The 20,771-nt window shown below is 64.2% G+C and carries 19 protein-coding genes and 1 tRNA gene; 6 read left to right on the top strand and 14 right to left on the bottom strand.

From position 1 onward, the window contains the following. Positions 1–28: 28 nt before the first annotated feature. Positions 29–3,085: a response regulator gene (locus BZG29_RS01780; protein WP_077398429.1), complete on the bottom strand. Its 3,057-nt coding sequence runs from the start codon at positions 3,083–3,085 to the stop codon at positions 29–31. A 95-nt stretch (positions 3,086–3,180) separates the two neighbouring features. Then, positions 3,181–3,378, bottom strand: a complete 198-nt coding sequence (locus tag BZG29_RS01775) for a cysteine-rich CWC family protein (protein ID WP_077398427.1) — start codon at positions 3,376–3,378, stop codon at positions 3,181–3,183. Between the two features lie 231 nt (positions 3,379–3,609). Here BZG29_RS01775 and argB point away from each other — a divergent pair, with 231 nt between their 5' ends. Both argB and BZG29_RS01765 read left to right on the top strand, forming a co-directional pair. Further along, positions 3,610–4,503, top strand: coding sequence for an acetylglutamate kinase (gene argB, locus BZG29_RS01770; RefSeq protein ID WP_010393729.1), 894 nt, complete (start codon positions 3,610–3,612; stop codon positions 4,501–4,503). 65 nt (positions 4,504–4,568) lie between these two features. Beyond that, positions 4,569–4,643 (top strand) — tRNA-Thr (locus BZG29_RS01765). Positions 4,644–4,809: 166 nt separating this feature from the next. Here the strand turns inward: BZG29_RS01765 and BZG29_RS01760 are convergent. Next, on the bottom strand, positions 4,810–5,679 hold the full coding sequence (locus BZG29_RS01760; RefSeq protein WP_253192751.1) for a TraB/GumN family protein: 870 nt from the start codon (positions 5,677–5,679) through the stop codon (positions 4,810–4,812). Between the two features lie 95 nt (positions 5,680–5,774). Between BZG29_RS01760 and BZG29_RS01755 the strand changes: the two genes are divergently transcribed. The 3 genes from BZG29_RS01755 to pabB all read left to right on the top strand — a co-directional run bounded on the left by BZG29_RS01755 (position 5,775) and on the right by pabB (position 9,053). Next, positions 5,775–6,509 carry a pyrimidine 5'-nucleotidase gene (locus BZG29_RS01755; protein ID WP_077398423.1) on the top strand — a complete coding sequence of 245 codons (735 nt, stop codon included), beginning with the start codon at positions 5,775–5,777 and terminating at the stop codon, positions 6,507–6,509. Between the two features lie 102 nt (positions 6,510–6,611). Further along, entirely contained in the window at positions 6,612–7,187 is a 576-nt protein-coding gene (gene slmA / locus BZG29_RS01750) for a nucleoid occlusion factor SlmA (protein WP_077398421.1), read from the top strand. Positions 7,188–7,208: 21 nt separating this feature from the next. After that, positions 7,209–9,053 carry an aminodeoxychorismate synthase component I gene (gene pabB, locus BZG29_RS01745; protein ID WP_077398419.1) on the top strand — a complete coding sequence of 615 codons (1,845 nt, stop codon included), beginning with the start codon at positions 7,209–7,211 and terminating at the stop codon, positions 9,051–9,053. Positions 9,054–9,137: 84 nt separating this feature from the next. Here pabB and BZG29_RS01740 read toward each other — a convergent pair whose 3' ends face one another. Together BZG29_RS01740 and BZG29_RS01735 are read right to left on the bottom strand one after the other, a co-directional pair. Next, a complete protein-coding gene (locus BZG29_RS01740) occupies positions 9,138–9,497 on the bottom strand; it encodes a DUF1428 domain-containing protein (protein WP_070258351.1) in 360 nt (119 codons plus the stop codon). 115 nt (positions 9,498–9,612) lie between these two features. Then, positions 9,613–10,200, bottom strand: coding sequence for a glutathione peroxidase (locus tag BZG29_RS01735; protein WP_077408911.1), 588 nt, complete (start codon positions 10,198–10,200; stop codon positions 9,613–9,615). 181 nt (positions 10,201–10,381) lie between these two features. On the opposite strand from BZG29_RS01735, the gene BZG29_RS01730 reads away from it, so the two are divergent. Continuing rightward, on the top strand, positions 10,382–11,506 hold the full coding sequence (locus BZG29_RS01730; RefSeq protein ID WP_077398417.1) for a poly(3-hydroxybutyrate) depolymerase: 1,125 nt from the start codon (positions 10,382–10,384) through the stop codon (positions 11,504–11,506). 6 nt (positions 11,507–11,512) lie between these two features. On the opposite strand, the gene gabD is transcribed toward BZG29_RS01730, so the two are convergent. The 9 genes from gabD to BZG29_RS01685 form a co-directional block, all read right to left on the bottom strand. Then, positions 11,513–12,967 (bottom strand): NADP-dependent succinate-semialdehyde dehydrogenase, encoded by a 1,455-nt coding sequence (gene gabD / locus BZG29_RS01725; protein ID WP_077398415.1) that lies wholly within the window; start codon positions 12,965–12,967, stop codon positions 11,513–11,515. A gap of 92 nt (positions 12,968–13,059) precedes the next feature. Then, complete coding sequence (locus BZG29_RS01720) at positions 13,060–13,902, bottom strand: PPK2 family polyphosphate kinase (protein ID WP_150130784.1); 843 nt, start codon at positions 13,900–13,902, stop codon at positions 13,060–13,062. Further along, positions 13,899–14,321: a CoA-binding protein gene (locus BZG29_RS01715; protein WP_077398413.1), complete on the bottom strand. Its 423-nt coding sequence runs from the start codon at positions 14,319–14,321 to the stop codon at positions 13,899–13,901. The genes BZG29_RS01720 and BZG29_RS01715 overlap by 4 nt, the downstream gene beginning before the upstream one ends. A 64-nt stretch (positions 14,322–14,385) precedes the next feature. Continuing rightward, positions 14,386–15,039, bottom strand: coding sequence for a bifunctional 2-keto-4-hydroxyglutarate aldolase/2-keto-3-deoxy-6-phosphogluconate aldolase (locus BZG29_RS01710; protein WP_077398411.1), 654 nt, complete (start codon positions 15,037–15,039; stop codon positions 14,386–14,388). 13 nt (positions 15,040–15,052) lie between these two features. After that, positions 15,053–15,949, bottom strand: a complete 897-nt coding sequence (locus tag BZG29_RS01705) for an SMP-30/gluconolactonase/LRE family protein (protein ID WP_253192750.1) — start codon at positions 15,947–15,949, stop codon at positions 15,053–15,055. Positions 15,950–15,964: 15 nt separating this feature from the next. After that, on the bottom strand, positions 15,965–17,695 hold the full coding sequence (gene araD, locus BZG29_RS01700; protein ID WP_077398409.1) for an L-arabinonate dehydratase: 1,731 nt from the start codon (positions 17,693–17,695) through the stop codon (positions 15,965–15,967). Then, complete coding sequence (locus BZG29_RS01695; protein WP_077398407.1) at positions 17,692–18,705, bottom strand: 2-dehydro-3-deoxygalactonokinase; 1,014 nt, start codon at positions 18,703–18,705, stop codon at positions 17,692–17,694. Before BZG29_RS01695 ends, araD begins: the two co-directional genes overlap by 4 nt. 84 nt (positions 18,706–18,789) lie before the next feature. Beyond that, positions 18,790–19,560, bottom strand: a complete 771-nt coding sequence (locus BZG29_RS01690) for a hypothetical protein (protein ID WP_077398405.1) — start codon at positions 19,558–19,560, stop codon at positions 18,790–18,792. Next, the gene (locus BZG29_RS01685; RefSeq protein WP_077398403.1) at positions 19,557–20,738 is read right to left on the bottom strand and encodes a DNA-binding transcriptional regulator; all 1,182 of its coding nucleotides are present in this window, start codon (positions 20,736–20,738) and stop codon (positions 19,557–19,559) included. The genes BZG29_RS01690 and BZG29_RS01685 overlap by 4 nt, the downstream gene beginning before the upstream one ends. Positions 20,739–20,771 lie beyond the last annotated feature (33 nt).

The raw sequence follows: 20,771 nt of genomic DNA, 5'->3' as shown, positions 1-20,771 counted from the left end.
CGTCCTTCGCTCTGCATAGTTATCCTTGTCACAGTGTCAGCTCCAGCGCATCGGCCACCTCGCCCAGCTGCGCCAGCGCACCTTCGAAATCGTATTGTCCCAGCATGCGCTTCAACTGGCGCGCGTGTTCCGCCTGCCCGGCCGCGACCAGCACGGGGCCGATGCCATCCAGGTGCTTGACGGCCTGCGCATCGTCCTGCAGCAGCAGCTGCGACAATTCGCGCAAGCCCGCTTCCAGGTGCGCCCGGTCCACCGGCGCCACGTGCGCCACCGGCGCGCCGCCCGCCTCGGCCACATGGCCGCGCGACTGCATGGCCAGCACGATCTTCGGCACCAGCTCGTCGAGCGCCAGGGTGCATGCGGCCAGCGCCTGCGGCAAGCCGTCGTGCGATCCCAGGCTGAGCAAGTGCTCGACCCGCGCGGCGCTGTCGGCCAGGCCGCCGGCGCCGATATTGCCGGCCAGGCCCTTCAGGGTATGCGCTTCGCGGATCGCCGTCTCGAGCTGGTTGTTCTCGATGGCGGCAACGATGCGCTGCATGGCATCGAACTGGGTTTCCACGAAGCGGTCCAGCAATTTTCGCATCAAAGCGGCATTGCCGCCCACGCGGCGCATGGCTTCCGCCATTTTCAGGCCGGCGATCACGGGCAGCTCCGCTTCCGGCTGCGCCGCCACCGCCGTCATTGCCTGCGGCGTGGCCGGCGCGATCCAGCGCGCCAGGGTACCGAACAGCTGCGCCACGTCGATCGGCTTGGCGATGAAATCGTTCATGCCGGCATCCAGGCATTTTTCCTTGTCGCCCACCATGGCATTGGCCGTCATGGCGATCACGGGCAAATTCGAATAACGAGGATCCTGGCGCAGCTTGCGCGTCGCCTGGTAGCCATCCATCACCGGCATCTGGCAATCCATCAGCACGCCGTCATAGGCGTTTTCCTCGATCTTCGCCAGCGCGATGGCGCCATTGCTGGCGATGTCGACGCGGATGCCGGCGTCGTTGAGAATATGCTGCGCCACTTCCTGGTTCACCTCATTATCCTCCACCAGCAGCAGCCAGGCGCCGCGCAGGGCGCGCTCGTCGTCGCGGTAGCTGCTCTGGCGCTGCGTCTTGCGGCTCTGCCCCGTCACGCCGCCAAACACGAACGATATCTGGTCGAGCAGGGTCGAGGCGCTGACCGGCTTGTTCAATACGCCGTCGAGCGGCAAGTCGCGCTGGCGCGCCGCCTCCAGCAGCGCTTCGCGGTGGAAGGCCGTGACCATGATGCAGGCCGGCGTCGCATCGATGCCGGCGGCGTCGGCGCGGATGCCGGCCAGGGCATCGAGGCCGTTCATGCCCGGCATTTTCCAGTCCATCAGCACCAGTCCGTACGGACGCCCCTCGGCGCGCGCCTGCGCCACGGCGCCGATGGCCAGCACGCCGCCAGACACGGCACGCGCCTCGAAGCCCAGCGCCGTCAGCATGCTGACGAAGATTTCACGCGCGCTGGGGTTATCATCGACCACCAGCACGCGCAGGCCCTGAAACTGCTGCTGATGCTGCAATTGCGACAGGCTGTCGCGCGGCACGGCGGCCAGGCCGAAGCGGGCCGTGAAGAAAAAGGTGCTGCCCACGCCCGCTTCGCTGACCAGGTCGATCTCCCCTTCCATCATTTCCACCAGGCGCTTGCTGATGGTCAGCCCCAGGCCCGTGCCGCCATGGTGGCGCGTGGTGGAGGTGTCGGCCTGGGTAAAGGCCTGGAACAATTTGCTGCGCTGAGGCGGCGTCAGGCCGATGCCAGTGTCGCGCACATCGACGCGCAAGACAGCCGCATGCTCTTCCAGCTGCTGCAGGCGGATGGTGACGACGATCTCGCCCTTCTCCGTAAACTTGATCGCGTTGTTGGTCAGGTTGATCAGCACCTGGCCCAGGCGCAGCGGGTCGCCCTGCAATGCGTTCGGCACGTCGGGAGCGATGTCGAACAGCAGTTCGAGTCCCTTGTCCTGGGCGCGCATCACGGACAGGTCGGCGATCTGCGCCAGCACGTCCTCGAGGAAGAAATCGACTTTTTCAAAGGCCATCTTGCCCGCCTCGATCTTCGAGAAATCGAGGATGTCGTCGATGATGGCCAACAGGTTCTTCGAAGCCGATTCCACCTTCTCCAGGTAGTTGCGCTGGGTCGACGTAAGGTCCGTCTGCAGCGCCAGGTGGGTCATGCCGATGATGCCGTTCATCGGCGTGCGAATTTCATGGGACATATTCGCCAGGAAGTCCGACTTCATCTTGGTCGCATCCTCGGCCACTTCGACGGCGTGGCGCAGGTCCTGCTCGACGGCCAGGCTGGTGCTCATGTCCTTGAGCGCCTGCAGCAATTCGCCCGTCTCGTCGCGCGACGTCACTTCGATGACGGAACTGAGGTCGCCATTGGCTACCCGTGTGGCGATCGCCACCGCCTCGCCCAGCGGACGCGTGATCGAGCGCGCCGACCAGGCAAAGGCGAGACCGGTCAGCAGGGCTGCCAGGCCGATGCCGCCCATCAGCAGCAGCGAGGTATCGATGTCGTTGCGTATCCGGGCCGCGCTGTCGCGGATCAGTTGCTGCTGCAAGTCATCGAGCTGGCTCACGTACAGCAACACTTTTTCCAGCACCGGCAAGGTCTGCGTCTGCATGGCCTGCTCGGCGCGGGCATCCTCGCCGCGCTCGACCAGTTCGAACATCGTCTTGAGCGAGCCATAGTACTCGGCACGCGCAAGATGCATCTGTTCCAGCAGGCGCCGTTCCTCGGGCCGTGCATCGAGGCCATCGAGGATGCGCACCTGCTCGTCGATGCCCTGCTTGATCGCTTCCAGGCGCGCCTGATTCGCCTGGCGCAGCGCCGACTCGTGCTGGCTTGGCAGGTTGCCGATGCGCGTGGCCGCCTCGCGCGCCAGCCCGTGGATCTTGCTGGTGGCCTTGGCGGCGACCCAGTCGCGCTGCAGGATATCGTCGGTCTCGGCGCGGATGGCATAGATGCGGCTACCCGCCAGGACGATGACGACCAGCATCAGCACGATCAGAATGGCATAACCGGCATTGATGCGCACGCCGATGCGGATATCCCTGAAGCGCATAACTTTCCTATAAGAAATTCTTAAAAATCGAAGTCTGAACGTATTCCCCTACAAAATGCAAGGTCTTTTGCAAAGGAAAAAGCGCGCCGATGCGCTTATTTGGCTGGCGTTGCCGCCGCAGGGGTCAAGGCGGCGATGCGCTCTTGCAGGCAGGCCGGGCACCAGCAGCCCGCGGCGGCGCTGCCGGGCACGGGAACGGCCGGCGGCAGGGCGATGCACCAGCAAGGTTCCTTGGCGTCCGGATCGAGCTGGCCACACTGGAAGGTGGCGCCGCACAGGCTGCACTGGCTCATGGCTGTGTTTGAATTGGCAAGTGTGTGTCCTGCCGCGCCGGGATGCGACGCAGATGTAACGGGCAGTAAAAGGGCTGGCTGGGGAGCATATCGGGCCAGACTATAGGATCATCAGGGAAAATACAACAAGATCGCCCTATAATGCCTCCAAGATTTTCTTCTTCCCTGTAAAATCCCACAAATCTATTTTCCGGACTCGCCATGAATCAACTAGCTAACTTGAACCTGGACATGAATGACGACTTGACGGCGGTGTCGCCGCAAATCAAGGCGCAGATTCTGGCCGAGGCCCTCCCCTACATCCGCAATTTCCATGGCAAGACCATCGTCATCAAATACGGTGGCAATGCCATGACGGACGAACGCCTGAAACACGGCTTCGCGCGCGACGTCATCCTGCTCAAGCTGGTCGGCATGAACCCGGTCGTGGTGCACGGCGGCGGACCGCAAATCGACAACGCGCTGAAAAAAATCGGCAAGCAAGGCACCTTCGTGCAAGGCATGCGCATCACCGACGAAGAAACCATGGAAGTGGTGGAGTGGGTGCTGGGTGGCGAAGTGCAGCAGGATATCGTCATGCTGATCAACCATTACGGCGGCCAGGCTGTGGGCCTGACGGGCAAGGATGGCGGCTTGATCCGCGCGCGCAAGATGCAGATGCCGGACCGCGAACATCCGGGCGAATTCCTCGACATCGGCTTCGTCGGCGAGATCGACGCGATCAACCCGGCCGTCGTCAAGGCGCTGCAGGACGACGCCTTCATTCCCATCATTTCGCCGATCGGTTTCGGCCAGGATGGCCAGGCCTACAACATCAACGCCGACGTGGTAGCGGGCAAGATCGCGGAAATCCTGAAAGCGGAAAAGCTGATCATGATGACCAACATCGCCGGCGTCCAGGACAAGCAGGGCAACCTGGTGACCGACCTGTCCGCGCGCGAAATCGACGAGATGTTCGCCGATGGCACGATCTCGGGCGGCATGCTGCCGAAGATCTCGTCCGCGCTCGACGCCGCCAAGTCCGGCGTCAACACGGTGCACATCATCGACGGCCGCATCGAACACTCATTATTGCTGGAAGTGTTGACCGAGCAGGCTTTTGGTACTATGATCCGTTCGCACTAAAAAAATCGCAATGCATGACAGCGAGTAGTTTGGCGGCGCAGATCACCTGGCGCCGCTTTTAATTTGCCCTTGTAGCTCAGTGGTAGAGCACTCCCTTGGTAAGGGAGAGGCCACGTGTTCGATCCACGTCAAGGGCACCATCGATTTATCCCCGTATCTGAAAAATGTCCATGGCGGCGTTGCCTCGCCTCGCCGTACATGCGTACTGTCTTCGGCTCGGCGCCTTGCCCTGAACACTTTTCATCTACTCTGCCGCCGTTTGTTGCGCGGCTAAGCTACGGCACCCTTGCTGCCTGCTTGCCAAACTTAATACACCCGCTCGACCTTCAAGCCCTTCTGACGCAATAAATCCGGCACGCTTTTCGTTCCCACCAGGTGCAGCACGCCGATGGCGGCCAGGCTGGACTTTTCGCGCGCCAGGAGTTTGGCGATGCCGTCGGCCAGGGCCGGGTTGCGGCCATCCAGCAACACCTTTTGCACGAACTGGGCTGCAAACGACGGGTCTGTCGCGGCCTTGGCGGCCAGCCTGTCGAAGGCGGCGGCATCGGCCGTGCGCCAGGCGTTGGCGATCTCGCGCGCTTCCTGGCTTTGCTCCTGGTCCTCGATCGACGCCACGCCGTCTTCCAGGAAGCGGCACTGCTCAAGCGGCGTCATCGCGCCGAACAGCGCCATCTGGCCTTCCATCGACTCGAGTTCCAGCACGGGGATCTTGCGCGCCTTGGCCTGCTGCGACAGATAATTGTCGACGGCCAGGTCGGAACGGTAGCCGAGCGTGGAAAACTCGCCGATGGCCAGCATGCTGGCCAGCATCCACGGCTTCATCGGCGCCACCGACTCGGCTGGAATGCCGTATTTTTGCAACAGCGGGGCCAGGCGCGGCGCCAGGGTCTGGCGGCAATCAAGCGGCACTTGGCTGCCCGGCGCCTCCATGCCGTACTTCAGCACGGCGCCCAGGGCGGCGCGCGGGTCGGCGCCGGGATCGATCTCCAGTGCCAGCGCGCCAGCCTGGTGCAGCGCCTGCGTCACGGTCGGCTCGAGCGGATAGAAATCGGGCGCGCCGACGTGGATGGTGCCAAACAGATACAGGGTGTGGCTGGCGTCCTGAACCCTGAACAGGGCGCCCCGGTTTTGCGCCGCGGGTGGCGCTTCGGCAAAGGCCGCCGGCAACGGCAGCAAGAATAATCCGCAAAACATCACTATAATCTGGCGTCGCATGGTTTTCCTGATTGTTGAATTTTTCATCTTGCTTATCATCTTGCCTAAAGACTCCTGTGCCTGTGTCCCATCTTAACCGCTCGTCGCCGGTCTGGCTGTTTGACCTCGACAACACGCTGCACAATGCCTCGCACGCCATCTTCCCCACCATCACGGCCAATATGAACACGTATATTGCCCGCGTGCTGGGCGACGGCGTGACGCCGGCCGACGACGCCATCGTCAATGCGGCGCGCGCGGCCTACTGGCGCCGCTATGGGGCCACCTTGCTGGGCATGGTCAAGCACCATCAGGTACAGGCAGCGCATTTTTTGCACGAGACGCACGCGTTCGACGATTTGCGCGCCATGATACGCGCCGAGCGGGGGCTGGGGGCTTTACTCAAACGCCTGCCTGGCCGTAAAATTTTACTCACCAACGCGCCGCTGCGCTATTCGAGCGACGTGATGCGCCACCTGGGCTTGCGCCAGCATTTTTCGCAGCATATCGCCATCGAGGCGATGCATGTGCACCGCCAGCTGCGGCCCAAGCCATCGACCCTGATGCTGCGCAAACTGATGCGCAAGCACCAGATCCGCCCTGGCCGCTGCATCCTGGTGGAAGACACCCTGGCCAACCTGAAGGGTGCGAAAAAACTGGGCCTGCGCACGGCATGGGTCACGCAATACCTGAAAATGGCGGATCCGATCGGCGTGGCGAAGTTGCCCAAGGCGTTAAATCGCCCCGCTTACGTCGATGTCAAAGTAAAATCTGTCCGGCATTTAGCACGCCGCCTTCACCGTCTGCGTTGAAGGGGACTCCTGGGCTTCCGGTTGACGCCGGAAGCCGCACCGCTAGCGGCGGTGACGGACCTCCCCATCAAGGCAGCATTTTTTTTAACGACAAGAGAAAATATGGCAAGCACACCGCCGGGCCAACGCAGGCTACAAATTCTTCAGGCCCTCGCCGCAATGCTGGAGCAGCCGAAAGGCGAAAAGATCACCACTGCCGCACTGGCGGCCAGACTGGCCGTGTCGGAAGCGGCCCTGTACCGTCATTTCGCCAGCAAGGCGCAAATGTTCGAAGGGCTGATCGAATTCATCGAGTCGAGCGTTTTCGGCCTGATCAACCAGATCGCGGAAAAGCACAGCGACGGCATGACGCAAACGCGCGACATCATCGGCATGCTGCTCAATTTCGCCATCAGCAATCCGGGCATGACGCGTGTATTGATCGGCGATGCGCTGGTCAATGAGGACGAGCGCCTGCAAGTGCGCATGAACCAGTTCTACGACCGCGTGGAACTGGCGCTCAAGCAGGCCTTGCGCGTGGCCGCCGCCGAAGGCCATGGCAAAGAAAGCGAAGTGGCGGCGCGCGCCACCCTGATCGTCGGCTTCGTCATCGGACGCTGGCATCGCTACGCCAAGAGCGGCTTCAAGATCAATCCATCCCAGGAAGCGGCGCTGCAAATCGCCATGCTGCTGGGGTAAGTCACCGCCGCGGCTGTCCCCATGCACACCGACTGTTTCGCCCTGCTCGACGACGCCAGCACCCCGGGCGCCGGTTCGCGCCTGTACACGGGCCTGGCGGCGGTCTTGCAGTGCACCGAGGGACGGGCCTGGCCCGAGCTGCTCGAAGGCCTGCAAGACGCCTTAAATCGCGGCCAGTACGCCGTCAGCGTGTGCAGCTACGAGCTGGGGGCGCATTTGCTGGCCATGCCGCCGCGCGCGGCAGGCGTCAACGCGCCGCCGCTGGCGCAAGTACTCGTCTTCGACCATTGCACGCAGCTGTCGCAGGACGAGGTGGCGCAATGGCTGGACGCGCGTGTCCACGCCGACGCCGCGCCGGCCGGCGTGGCCGAGATCCGCGCGAACGTCGACCAGACGCAATTTACGCAAGCGCTGCAACGCATCCACGACTACATCGTGGCCGGCGACACTTATCAGGTCAACTATACGTATCGCTTGCGCTTCGACGCCTTCGGCTCGCCCCTGGCCCTGTATGCGCGGCTGCGCGCGCGCCAGCCCGTGCCCTACGGCGCGCTGGTGATGCTGCCCGATGGCGGCGCCCTGCTGTCGCTGTCGCCGGAGCTGTTCGTGCGCCATGCGCAAGGCGAGTTGATGGCGCGTCCCATGAAAGGCACGGCGCCGGCCGCACCGCCTGAGCAAATGGAAGAAAACGCACGCCGCGCCGCCGCCCTGGCCCATGATCCGAAAAACCGCGCGGAAAACCTGATGATCGTCGACCTGCTGCGCAACGACATCGGCCGCATCGCCGTCACGGGCTCCGTCAAGGTACCGGCCCTGTTCGAGGTGACACGCTACAGCAGCGTGCTGCAAATGACCTCCACCGTGCAGGCGCGTTTGCGCGGCGATGCCAGCCTGGCCGACATCTTCCAGGCCTTGTACCCGTGCGGCTCGATCACGGGTGCACCGAAACGCCGCACCATGGAAATCATCGCCGAACTGGAAGAAGCGCCGCGCGGCATCTACACGGGCGCCATCGGCTGGTTCGACCCTCCCGCCGCCGGCGCTGCCAACGCGGTGGGCGACTTCTGCATGTCCGTGCCGATCCGCACCCTGGCCTTGCTGCCGGCTGGCCCTGGCGGCATCCGGCGCGGCGAGATGGGCGTGGGCGCCGGCATCGTCCTCGACAGCGACCCGCAGGAGGAATTTGCGGAATGCCAGCTCAAGGCCCGCTTCCTGACGGGGCTGGCGAATGACTTCGAACTGTTCGAGACCCTGCACGCCAGCCGTGCCGATGGCTGCCGCCAGCAAGAGCGCCACCTGGCGCGCCTGGCCGCCTCCTGCGCCTACTTCGGTTTTGCCTGGAGTGACAGTGCCGCGCGCGCCGAGCTGCAGGCGGCCTGCGCGGCGCGCTCCGACGACGCGCCCTTCCGCCTGCGCCTGGCGCTGCGCCAGGATGGCCAGTTCACGACGCAAAGCGGTGCACTCACCGCCTTGCCGGACACGGTAACCATCCTGCTGGCGCCCGACGCCACGACTGCCGGCGACCTGTTCCTGCGTCACAAGAGCAGCGTGCGCGCACGCTACGACGCGGCCTGGCGCGCAGCCGAAGCACAAGGCGGCTTCGACATGCTGTTCTTTAACGAACGGGGCGAACTGACGGAAGGCGGGCGCAGCAATGTCTTCGTCCGCCTCGATGGCCGCTGGCATACGCCGCCCCTGTCCTGCGGCCTGCTGCCCGGCGTGCAACGCGCCGCCATGCTGGCCGATCCCGCCTGGGACGCGCAGGAAACCATCATCACGCGGACCATGCTGGCGCAGGCCGAAGCGATTGTCGTATGCAACGCGCTGCGCGGGGCGCTGCCGGCACATATTATCGCTAGCGCCTGAAACCGTTCAGGGCAAGGCGCATTGCCGAAGGCAGTGCAACTGCACGACGAGGCACTGCAACGCCGCCATGGACTGTTTCAGCCGCTAGAGATCCACCTGCATTTCATAACCGCCGTAGATCATCCGCTTGCCATCAAACGGCAGCTTGGCCGGATCCATCATCTCGGCCAGGCGCGGGTCTTTCATAACCTTGTCGTTGATTTCATCGCGCTTGGCGCGCGACGCATACACGATCCAGGAAAACACCACCACTTCGCCATCCTGCAAGTCCACCGCTTGCGGGAACGAGGTCAGCTTGCCTGGCTTGACATCGTCGCCCACGCATTCGCGAAATTCCAGCGCGCCATATTCGCGCCAGACGGCGCCGCAACTGCGCGACATGGCCAGATAGGCATCGAGCTTGGCCTTCGGTACGGGTACCACAAATCCATCGACATACGCCATGATGTTCTCCTTTGTTGTGACAAACGCGAACAACCAGCTTAGGACAATGATGGCAAGACGACAAGCGCGGCATTAAAAAAAAGCAGGCGATCAAGCCTGCTTGTGTCTCGGCAACTTACAGCGCCAGCGCTTTTTCCACCGCGCCAACGAGTTTCTTGTCGTCCGGCGTCACCTTGCTGGGGAAGCTTTCCACCACTTTACCGTGGCGATCGATCAGGTATTTGTGGAAATTCCAGGCCGGGGTCTTGCCCGTCTGCTTGATCAAATCCACGTACAGCGGGTTCGGCGCGGGGCCGGAGACCACCGATTTGGCGAACATGGGAAACTTCACGCCATAGGTGTTGTAGCAGAAATCGGCGATTTCCTTGCTGTTGCCCGGCTCCTGCTTGCCGAAATCGTTCGACGGGAAGCCCAGCACCACCAGGCCCTTGCTGCCGTACTTGGCGTACAGCGCCTCGAGCCCTTCATATTGATTGGTAAAACCACAATAACTGGCCGTATTGACCACCAGCACCACCTTGCCCGCGTACTGGCACAGGTTTTGCGGCGCTTCATCCTGCAGGCGGTTGAAGGTCTGCTTGAGAATGGCGGGGCAGGCGGCCGGCGTGGCGGCGGCGGTTTCGGCCGCATGGGCCGGTATGGCCAGGCTAGCGCCGGCGGCAAGGGTGGTGAGCGCAAACAGCTGGGCAAGGGTCTTGGACATGAAGGGCACCATGGTTGAACGGAAAAAAACCATTCTATGTCAAACGCCGCGCGCGCGCATGAGGGCCACAACAACAGCAATTGATTGAGCAACATCAACGATAGTGCAGTACTTGCCCAGCGCACAGTTTTTTTACCTATGCTCGGCCTTCCTATCCCATTTCTTGCCTTGTGGAGTCGCCATGCCCTTCCCGCACCTGACCGCATTACCCACCGCCCTGCTGGCCGCCAGCCTGTTCACCCTGGCGCCTGGCGGCGCGCTCGCCGCCACGGCCGCCAAAGCCGCCAAGCCCGCCGCGACCAGGGACGCCCCCGCCCTGCCCGGCTACCAGGCAGACCTGAGCCAGACTACCGTATCCGGCCTGTCCTCGGGCGGCTTCATGGCGGCGCAGTTTGCCGTCGCCTACTCGGCCACAGTGGCCGGCGCCGGCATCATCGCGGGCGGCCCGTATTTCTGCTCGGGCCAACCGGGCCGCTTCCCCTACATTCCCTATCTGACGAATGCCCTGACCACCTGCATGAATCCCGGCAGCTCGCAGGTGGCGCCACCCGTGGCCAGCGAATTGCTGCGCGCGGCGAACGATTTTGCGCGCGCCCGTCTCATCGACGACACGGCCAACCTGAAACGCCAGCGCGTGTATCTGTTCACCGGAACGAAAGACCAGACCGTGACGCGGCCGGTGGTGGAACAGGTGGGAAAATTCTATGCGCTGGCGGGCACGCCGGCGGAGCAGATCCGCTTCGTCGACAATGTCGGCGCAGGCCATGCCATCATCACGGACAACAACCAGGACAAGGCTTGCGATGTAACGGCGTCGCCCTTCATCAATGACTGCGACTTCGTGCAGGCGCGCGACATCCTGCAGCACCTGTATCCGGACCTGCAGCCCGCGTCGACCACGCTGACGGGCAAGTTGATATCCTTCAATCAGCGCAGCTTCATCCAGAATGCATACTCGAGCATGAACAATACCGGCTACGCCTACATCCCGAAAGCCTGCGACAGCGAGAGCTGCCGCGTGCACGTGGTCTTCCACGGCTGTTTGCAAACAACGCAAGCCATCGGCGACCGTTTCTATACCAGCACCGGCTACAACCAGGTGGCAGACGCCAACAAGATCATCGTGCTGTATCCACAGGCCGAACCGAGCCCCGTGTACCCGTACAACCCGAAAGGCTGCTGGGATTTCTGGGGCTATACCAGCCTCAATCCGATCGACCCGGATTTCTACCGCAAGAGCGGCACGCAGATGGAAGCGGTCAAGGGCATGCTGGACCGCCTCGCCGCGCGCCGCGGCTCGCGCTAGGCGGCCTTAGATACCGCCCATGCAGATGTACTTGATGACCAGGTAGTCTTCGATGCCGTAGGTCGACCCTTCGCGGCCCAGGCCGGATTGCTTGACGCCGCCGAAGGGGGCGATCTCGTTCGAGATCAGGCCCGTGTTGACGCCGACCATGCCCGTTTCCAGGCCTTCGGCCACGCGCCAGATGCGGCCGATGTCGCGCGAATAGAAGTAGGCGGCCAGACCGAATTCCGTGTTGTTGGCCAGGGCGATGACTTCATCGTCCGTCTTGAAGCGGAACAGGGGCGCCAGCGGGCCGAAGGTTTCCTCGGTGGCCACGCGCATGTCGTTCGTCACGTCGGCGATGATGGTCGGCTCGAAGAAGCCGTTGCCCAGCGCGTGGCGCTTGCCGCCGGCCAGCAGGCGGCCGCCCTTGGCCAGCGCGTCGGCCACGTGCTCTTCCACCTTGGCGACGGCCTTGGCGTCGATCAGCGGGCCTTGCGTGACGCCCGCCTCGATGCCATTGCCCACCTTCAGCTTGGCCACGGCGGCCACCAGCTTGGCGGCAAACGCGTCGTACACGCTGTCCTGCACGTACAGGCGGTTGGCGCACACGCAGGTCTGGCCCGCATTGCGGTATTTCGAGGCGATGGCGCCTTCCACGGCCGCATCCAGGTCGGCGTCGTCGAAGACGATGAACGGCGCATTGCCGCCCAGTTCCAGCGACAGTTTCTTGATCGTCGGCGCGCACTGTTCCGCCAGCAAACGGCCCACCTGGGTCGAGCCTGTGAACGTCAGCTTGCGCACGATGGGGTTCGAGGTCATTTCGCCGCCGATATCTTTCGGCGCGCCCGTGACGATGCTGAACACGCCCGCAGGCACGCCAGCGCGCTCGGCCAGCACGGCCAGCGCCAGCGCGGAAAACGGCGTTGCTTCGGCCGGTTTGAGGACCATCGGGCAGCCGGCGGCCAGGGCCGGGCCGACCTTGCGGGTGATCATGGCGGCGGGGAAGTTCCACGGCGTGATGGCGGCGCATACGCCGATCGGCTCCTTGGTGATGACCAGGCGGCGGTCCGGCCACGGCGATTGCAGGGTCTCGCCTGCCACGCGCTTGCCTTCTTCGGCAAACCACTCGATGAACGAGGCGCCGAACTGCACTTCGCCCTTCGCTTCCGGCAGGGGCTTGCCCTGCTCGGTGGTCATGATCAGCGCCAGGTCGTCGGCGTTTTCCAGGATCAGGTCATGCCAGCGGCGCAGCACGGCCGCGCGCTCCTTGGCCGTCTTCTTGCGCCAGGCGGGCCAGGCGGCATTGGCCGCCTCGATGGCGCGGCGCGTCTCGGTGGCGCCCATCAGGGGCACCGTACCGATATGCTCGCCCGTGGCGGGATTGCTCACATTAATCGTCTGGCCACCATCGGCATCGACCCAGGCTCCATTCACGTAAGCCTGGTGACGCAACAAGGTAGGATCTTTCAACTGCAGCATATGGATCTCCGGTCTGGTTTGAATTATCGACGAGGGATACTATGCCACAGCGCGGCCGATTCCGCAGGCGCAGCGCTGAATTGCCCTGACCTCTATTCGACCTTGAAAGACGACAGTTTCGGGTCCGGCGCCGGGTATTCCAGCTTCATGCCCTGCAGGGTTTCCAGCAGCAGCGACGCGACCACCAGGTTGCGCTGCGTCTTGGAGTTCGATGGCACCACGTACCACGGCGCGTGGTCGGCATCCGTCTCGCGGATCGCCGTTTCATAGGCGCGCTGGTAGCCATCCCACTTCTTGCGCTGGGCGATATCGTTGGGATCGAACTTCCACTGGCGGTCGGGATCATCGAGCCGCTCCTGCAGCCGTCCGCGTTGCTCGTCCTTCGAGATATGCAGGAAGATTTTCAGGATGACGGTGCCCGTTTCGCTCAGCATGCGCTCGAAATCGCGGATCTGCGCATAGCGGCGCTGGCATTCGGCCTTGTCGATCATCTCCTGCACCCGCGTGATCAGCACATCCTCGTAATGGCTGCGGTTGAAGATGGCGATCTCGCCTTTCACGGGCACGTGCTGGTGCACGCGCCACAGGTAGTCGTGCGCCAGTTCGATATCGGTGGGGCCCTTGAACGCCACGGCGCGGATGCCCATCGGGTTGATATTGCTGAAGATGGCCTTGACCGTGCCATCCTTGCCCGACGTATCCATGCCCTGCAAGACCAGCAGCACCTTCTTTTTGTGCTGCGCATACAGCATGCTCTGGCACTCGGCGATCTGCGCCGTCAGGGCCACGGTTTCCTCGCGGTCGATGGCCTTGCACTGGGCCGGCGTCAGCTTCTTGTTGGCCGCCTTGGTGGCGGCGCCCAGCAGGCGCTTGCCGGCGAATTCCTCGTTCAGGTCGAAATCCTTCCCGGCCCGGAACTGCGTGCGCGCCTTCATGCCGCCACCGCCAGCTTGCGGTGCTCGATTTTTGTGCAATGGTCCATCACCACGTCCAGGCCCGCCGCCCGCGCCAGCTGCGCCGCCTGCTCGTTGATGACGTCAAGCTGCAGCCACAGGCAGCCGGCCTTGACGGCGATGGCTTCCTCGGCGATGGGCAGAATATCTTCTGACTTGCGGAAGCAGTCGACGATGTCGATGCGCGCCGGCGCGACGGCCGCCGCGGCCTGCGTCAGGGTGGCGTAAGCACGCTGGCCCAGCACGTCGCGCCCGGCGAGGGCCGGATTGACGAGCAGCACGCGGTAGCCATGCCGCAGCAGGTAGTCGGCCACTTCATGGCTGGCGCGTTCGGGCTTGTCGGACATGCCGACGATGGCGATGATGCGGCTGTCTTGCAGGATGCGGGCGATGTTGGACATATTCTGGTCTATGAGGCGTGCGACATTGCCCCCTTAGCGTAGCAGAATTACTCCACCGTGGGAGCTAGCCAGAAGACTTAGCCGTACGCACGGCCGCCATCTTCGCCACGAAGGCCTGCGCGCGCGCCGTCACGGCCGCGTAATCTCCCGTGGCGCCCGGGCCACTCAGGCTGCTGCCGATGCCCACGGCCACGGCGCCGCTGGCAAACCATTCATGCAGGTTCTCCACCGTCACGCCGCCCGTCGGCATCAACGGCGCTTGCGGCAACGGTGCGCGCAGGGCCTTGATGTAGGCTGGACCGAACATTTCGGCGGGGAAGACCTTGACGATGTCGGCGCCCGCCTGCAGGGCCGTGACGATCTCCGTCGGGGTCATCGCCCCCGGCATGGACAGCACCTGGTAGCGCTGGCACAGCGTGATCGTCTCCACGTTCACGCCGGGCGAGATGATGAACTGGGCGCCGGCCAGGATGGAGGCGCGCGCCGTCTCCGTATCGAGCACCGTGCCCGCGCCCAGCAACACCTCATGGCCATGGCGTTCGCGCAGGGTGCGCAGCACGCCCAGGGTGTCGGGCGTGGTGAACGCCACTTCCAGCGCCGTGATGCCGCCGGCGATGCACGCCTCGGCGATCTGCACGGCCGCCTGCGCCGAAGGGGCGCGCACGATGCCGACCATGCCCCGTTCGAGGATGCCCTCGAAAACCGTATGTTTTTGCATATGCTCTCTCCTGTCAGGCCGGCAGGGCGCCAAAGCGCACTTCCGGCAAACCGCGCACGCCCACCTGGCGCGCATGAAACAATCCCCCGGCCAGCGGTTCGCTCGCCAGTTGGGCCGCGCTCAAGCTCTCCTGCGCCGTGGTGACGAACAATTCGTCGTAGTACGGCCCGCCCAGGCTCACGCAGCTGGGCTGCGACACGGGCAAGGCTATCGCGCGCTCGACGCTGCCGTCCGGCGCGAAGCGCAAGACCCTGCCTGCCCCCCATTGCGCGCTCCACAGGTAGTCATCCGCATCGATGGTGGCGCCGTCGGCCGCGCCGGGGCCGGGATCGAGCACGGCAAACACCCGCACCCGGCTGGCGTCGCCCCCCAGATAATCGTCCCAGCGGTAGATCGCCTTCTTCATCGAGTCGCAGAAGTACATGGCCGTGCCATCGACGCTGAAGCAGATGCTGTTCGAGATGGCGATCTGCGGCAGCGGCAGACGCTCCAGGGTCAGGTCCAGGTTGAGGCGGTAGAAGCTGGCGACGGCATCGCGGCAAGGGCGCTCATCGAGCGTGCCGAAGACAAAGCGTCCCTGGCGATCGCAGCGGCCATCGTTCAGGCGCGTCATGGGCAAATCGCCCTCCACCGTGTGCAAGGGCGTGACGGCCCCGCTGCGCGCGTCAAACCAGGCCAGGCGCGAAGCCAGGCCCAGCAGCAACACATCGTCGCTGTCCGTCAGCGCGAAGCACGCCAGGCGCTCCGGCATGGCCCACATCTGGCGCTCGCCCGTGGCCAGCACCAGCGCATGCAGCTGGCAGCCTTCGATATTCGTCCAGAAAACGCGGCCGCTGCGTTCGCACCAGCGCACGCCCTCGCCGAGGAAATTCTGCGCATCGACCAGTAATTGGGCCCGTGTCCCCATCATTTTTTTCCTTGTTTTTCAATGTGATTCGCGCGGAACTGCGGAGCCCCGGCAACCGACGAGGAAGTCGAGGTCCGCGCCTTCGTCGGCCTGCGTCACGTGCTTGATGTACATCGACTGGTAGCCGCCCTGCATGGCCGGCGGCGGCGCACTCCATTCCGCCCGCCGGCGCGCCAGCTCGGCCTCGTCGACGTCCAGGTGCAAGCGTCGTCCAGCCACGTCCAGTTCAATCATGTCGCCGTCGCGCACCAGCGCCAGCGGCCCGCCCACGGCCGCTTCCGGCGCCACGTGCAACACCACCGTGCCGTAGGCCGTGCCGCTCATGCGCGCATCCGAGATGCGCACCATGTCGCGCACGCCCTGCTCCAGCAGTTTTTTCGGCAGTCCCATATTGCCCACTTCGGCCATGCCCGGATAGCCCTGCGGGCCGCAATTTTGCAGCACCATCACGCAGCTGGCATCGATATCGAGGGCCGGATCGTCGACGCGCTTTTTATAGTGCTCGATGCTGTTGAAGACGACGGCGCGGCCACGGTGCTGCATCAGCTCCGGCGAAGCGGCGGAAGGCTTGATGACGGCGCCGCGCGGGGCCAGGTTGCCATGCAGGACGGCGATGCCGCCTTCGTCCTTGAATGGCTGCCCCAGCGGCGTGATCACCTCGGGATTGAAATTTTCCGCTTCGGCCACGTTGACGGCCATGCTGGCGCCCGTGACGGTGAGCGCCTCGCCATGCAATTTGCCCAGCAAGTCGCGGATGATCACGGGCAGACCGCCCGCATAGTAAAAATCTTCCATCAGGTACTGGCCCGACGGCATCAGGTTCAGCAGGCAGGGAATGTCGCGGCCCAGGCGGTCCCAGTCGCCCAGGCGCATGTCCACGCCGATGCGCCCGGCGATGGCCAGCAGGTGGATCACGGCATTGGTCGAGCCGCCGATGGCGCCGTTGACCATGATGGCGTTTTCAAACGCTTCGCGCGTGAGGATCTGCGACAGTTTCAGGTCTTCATGCACCATGTCGACGATGCGCCGACCCGTCAGCTGCGCCTGCAGCTTGCGGCGCGCATCGACGGCGGGAATGGCCGCATTGCCGGGCAAGGTCACGCCCAGCGCCTCGACCATACTGGCCATGGTGGAAGCCGTGCCCATGGTCATGCAGTGGCCGGCGGAGCGCGACATGCACGATTCGGCCTGCTTGAATTCGTTTGAGGTCATGCGCCCGGCGCGCACGTCTTCGGAAAATTTCCATACGTCCGTGCCAGAACCGATCGGCTTGCCCCGGTAATTCCCGTTCAACATGGGGCCGCCCGACAGCACGATGGTGGGTAAGTCCACGCTGGCCGCGCCCATCAGCAGGGCCGGGGTAGTCTTGTCACAGCCCGTCAGCAGCACCACGCCGTCGATCGGGTTGGCGCGGATCGATTCTTCCACATCCATGCTGGCCAGGTTACGGAACAGCATGGCCGTCGGTCGCAGATTCGTCTCGCCCAGCGACATGACGGGAAATTCGACGGGAAAACCGCCTGCTTCAAGCACGCCGCGCTTGACCATCTCGGCCAGGTCGCGGAAATGGCCATTGCAGGGGGTCAGTTCGGACCAGGTATTGCAGATGCCGATGACGGGACGGCCATCGAAGGCGTCGCTGGGATAGCCCTGGTTCTTCATCCAGCTGCGATGAATAAAACTGTCCTTGTCGTCGCCGCCAAACCACGCTTGCGAACGCAAGGGACGCTTGTTCTTGTTGTTGCTCATACTGTCTCCTGCGGGGAAATCAAGCCGCGCGCGGCGGCGATCAGCAGCGCACCGTGACCGGCCAGATTGGCTTGCTGCTGGTCGTCGACGATGATGCGCTTGCCATAAAAAAATCCATGTTCTTCGATCAGCAGCCCGAGCGCCTGGCGCAGCATGGGCTTGCCGGTAATGACGAGCGGGGTATCGGGCCGCATCTGGATGGCGGTGCTGTTGCGCAGCGCCAGCAAGTCGCCACTGAGGACGGCGCCCATCAGGAAATTGGCGCGCTCATTGCACTCGACGGCGCTGAACTGGCCCAGGGTGCGCACGCTGAAGCAGGCGCGCGCCAGCCCCGTTTTTTGCGCCGCGGCGGCGCCGGCCAGCAGCATTTTCGGCACCAGGGTTTGCGCAAAACCGCCATCGACCGATTGCTTGATCAGGGTGTGCTGCGTGATCGCCTGCAGCAGCTCGCCCGCGATGGTGGTGCTGCAGCCGAGGATGCGGCGCTGCTCGTCCACGCAGATCAGCTTGGTATGCGAGCCAGGCATGATCAGGGTCGCCGCGCCCCGCAACTGCAGGCGCTCGAGCAGCGCGACGACTTCCGTCTCTTCGCCGCGCATCATGTCCATCGCTTCGACGTTATGCAGGCCGACGGCGCCATGCTGGTTGCGCACGCCGGGAATCAGCCACAGGGGCTGCGCCAGCACGTCGGGCAATTCCACCGCCTGCATGCCTTGCGCCAGCTGGGCCAAGCCGGCGGGCGCCGGCAAATGCGGCACTTCCCGCACCCCCATGGGCGAAGTGATCATGCCCGAGGCGAGCGCCAGGTCCACCTCGGACGGCGCGATGCCCGCGCTGGCCAGCACGCAGGCGATGGTGTCGCGCAGCGCCTGTTTCAGCGCGCCGTTATGGCCATCGATGGCGGTATTGCGCACGCCCGTTTCCAGCTGCGCCTGAGCGACGACGGCGCCCGCGCGCCACAGCAAGGTACGCGTATTGGTGGTGCCGGCATCGATGGTGAGTATGTTCATGGGCAGGTTCGCAGCGTCGGTCAGGACAAAAATAAATGAGGGAAAAACTACCCCATGGTAGAACTGCCCCGCATATCTGACCAATCACTTATTTGACATCATTGATACCGGTTCGGATATGTCAAACGCATCGAGATCCTGCACGCCCAAACGGTAGGCGAGCTTGAAGCGCATCGCCTGTCCCGGCTGCATTTCCACACCCTGCGCCAGCAGGGAAAAACAGCACGCATCGGAATACAGATGGCAGCTGTCCTGGGTGCTGGAAAAACGCAAGACCCGGCCGGACGCGGGATCGGCAACCCGCGCCACCTCGTGCAACTGGCCGCTGCCGGTCCAGTAAAAGTCATGCCGAAATCCCGGCAAGTTCACCAGCGCGGGCCAGGCCAGGCGCGATGCGAGCGGCGCCGGCTGGCGGAAGTCAAACGCGCTGCCCGCCACGTCGAGCGCAGTGCTGCACGCCAGGCCGCCAGGCCGGTAACGGTCGGCGGCCAGGCGCAGCACATGGTCGCCCACACTGGCATGGTGGCCCTGCAGATTGAAGCGGGGCGCGGCAAGAGAGAAACGGGAAACCGTATCGGCCGTGGCGGCGCAGTCGAGCTGCAGGCTGCCATCGTCGTCAAACCGGTAGGTCAGGCGCACCGACAGGCCATCTTTCGCCAGCGCCAACTGCAAGTGGCCGTCGTCCGGCGGCGCGCACCGCCAGCCCACGGAGGACCGCGCCGCTGGGAGCGCCGCGCCCAGCACATCGGCCAGGCGGCCATAACGGTCGGGCGCCCACCAGGCCCGCACGCTGGCATCGTGCGTATCGATGGCCACGCGCATGCCGCGCGCGTTGTGCAAGGTAAAAATCGTCATGGCGGTGGCTGGCAGCGCTGCTGGAATTCGCGCGGCGTGCAACCGAGTTCGCGCTTGAAGACGGCATGCATGTACTGCACCGTGGTAAAGCCGCAACGCACGGCCACCTCGGCCACCTGGCCCGGTCCGCGCGCCAGCAGGGTCTTGGCCGCATCGAGCTTGAAATGCAGGATCTCGTCGTGCACGCTGCGCCCCAGTTCCTGACGGAAGTGCGCTTCGAGCGAGGAGCGCGACACGCCCACGTAATCGGCCACCTGCTCCGTCTTGATGCCCTGGCAGGCGTACTGGCGGATGAAGTGGCGCGCCTGCATCACCTGCGGGTGCTGGAAGGGCTGGTGGCGCGTGGAGGCAAGCACGTTCAGGCCGGCCGGCGGCACCAGGATGCGCGTGCCGGACAGGCGCGCGCCATTCAACATCTGGTGCAGCAAATGCGCCGCCGTGCGGCCCATTTCCTCCGTGCCCTGGATCACGGAACTCAAGGGAATGCGCGTGAGCATGCGCGCCAGCGGATCGTTGTCGATACCGATCAGGGCCACTTGCTCCGGCACGGCGATGCCAGCGTGCATGCAGGCTTGCAGCAGCTGACGCGCGCGCGCGTCGCTCACGGCGATGATGCCGACGGGTTTTTCCAGGCTGTTGAGCCAGGCGATCTGCTGCTCCACCGCTTCGTCCCACGCAGGCGCGCTGGTAGCGACGCCCCGGTACACGTCGGCGCGCATGTGGTCGCGCTGCATCAAGGCGCAAAACGCCGTTTCGCGCTCCTGCGCCCAGCGGTTGACGTCGGCCTCGGGCAGGCTGAAACAGGCAAAACGCGTCAAGCCCGCTTCCACCAGATGTTCATAGGCCAGCTTGACGATCTTGAAATTATCGGTCGCCACGTACGGGATGCCGGCCGGGTAATCCTCGGCGCGCGCATACGAGCCGCCCACGGCCACCACGGGCAGGCGGCTGTGCGCCAGCGCCTCGCAGACGGCGGGATCGTCGAAATCGGCGATGATGCCGTCGCCCTGCCAGCGCTCGATGCCGGGCAGGCGGCAGCGAAAATCCTCTTCCAGGAACAGATCCCACGATACGCGCGTGGTGTTCAGGTAGGCGGCGATGCCCGCGATGATGTCGCGGTCGTAGATTTTGTTCCCGTTAAACAGCAGCGCGATCCGGTGCGCGGTCGGTAACTTCATGCTGGTGTCTCCTCCATGTGGCGGCCAGGCCTT

The sequence above is a fragment of the Janthinobacterium sp. LM6 genome (assembly GCF_002002885.1).
Taxonomy (GTDB): domain Bacteria; phylum Pseudomonadota; class Gammaproteobacteria; order Burkholderiales; family Burkholderiaceae_D; genus Janthinobacterium; species Janthinobacterium kumbetense.
This window is presented reverse-complemented; position numbering and strand designations above follow the sequence as displayed.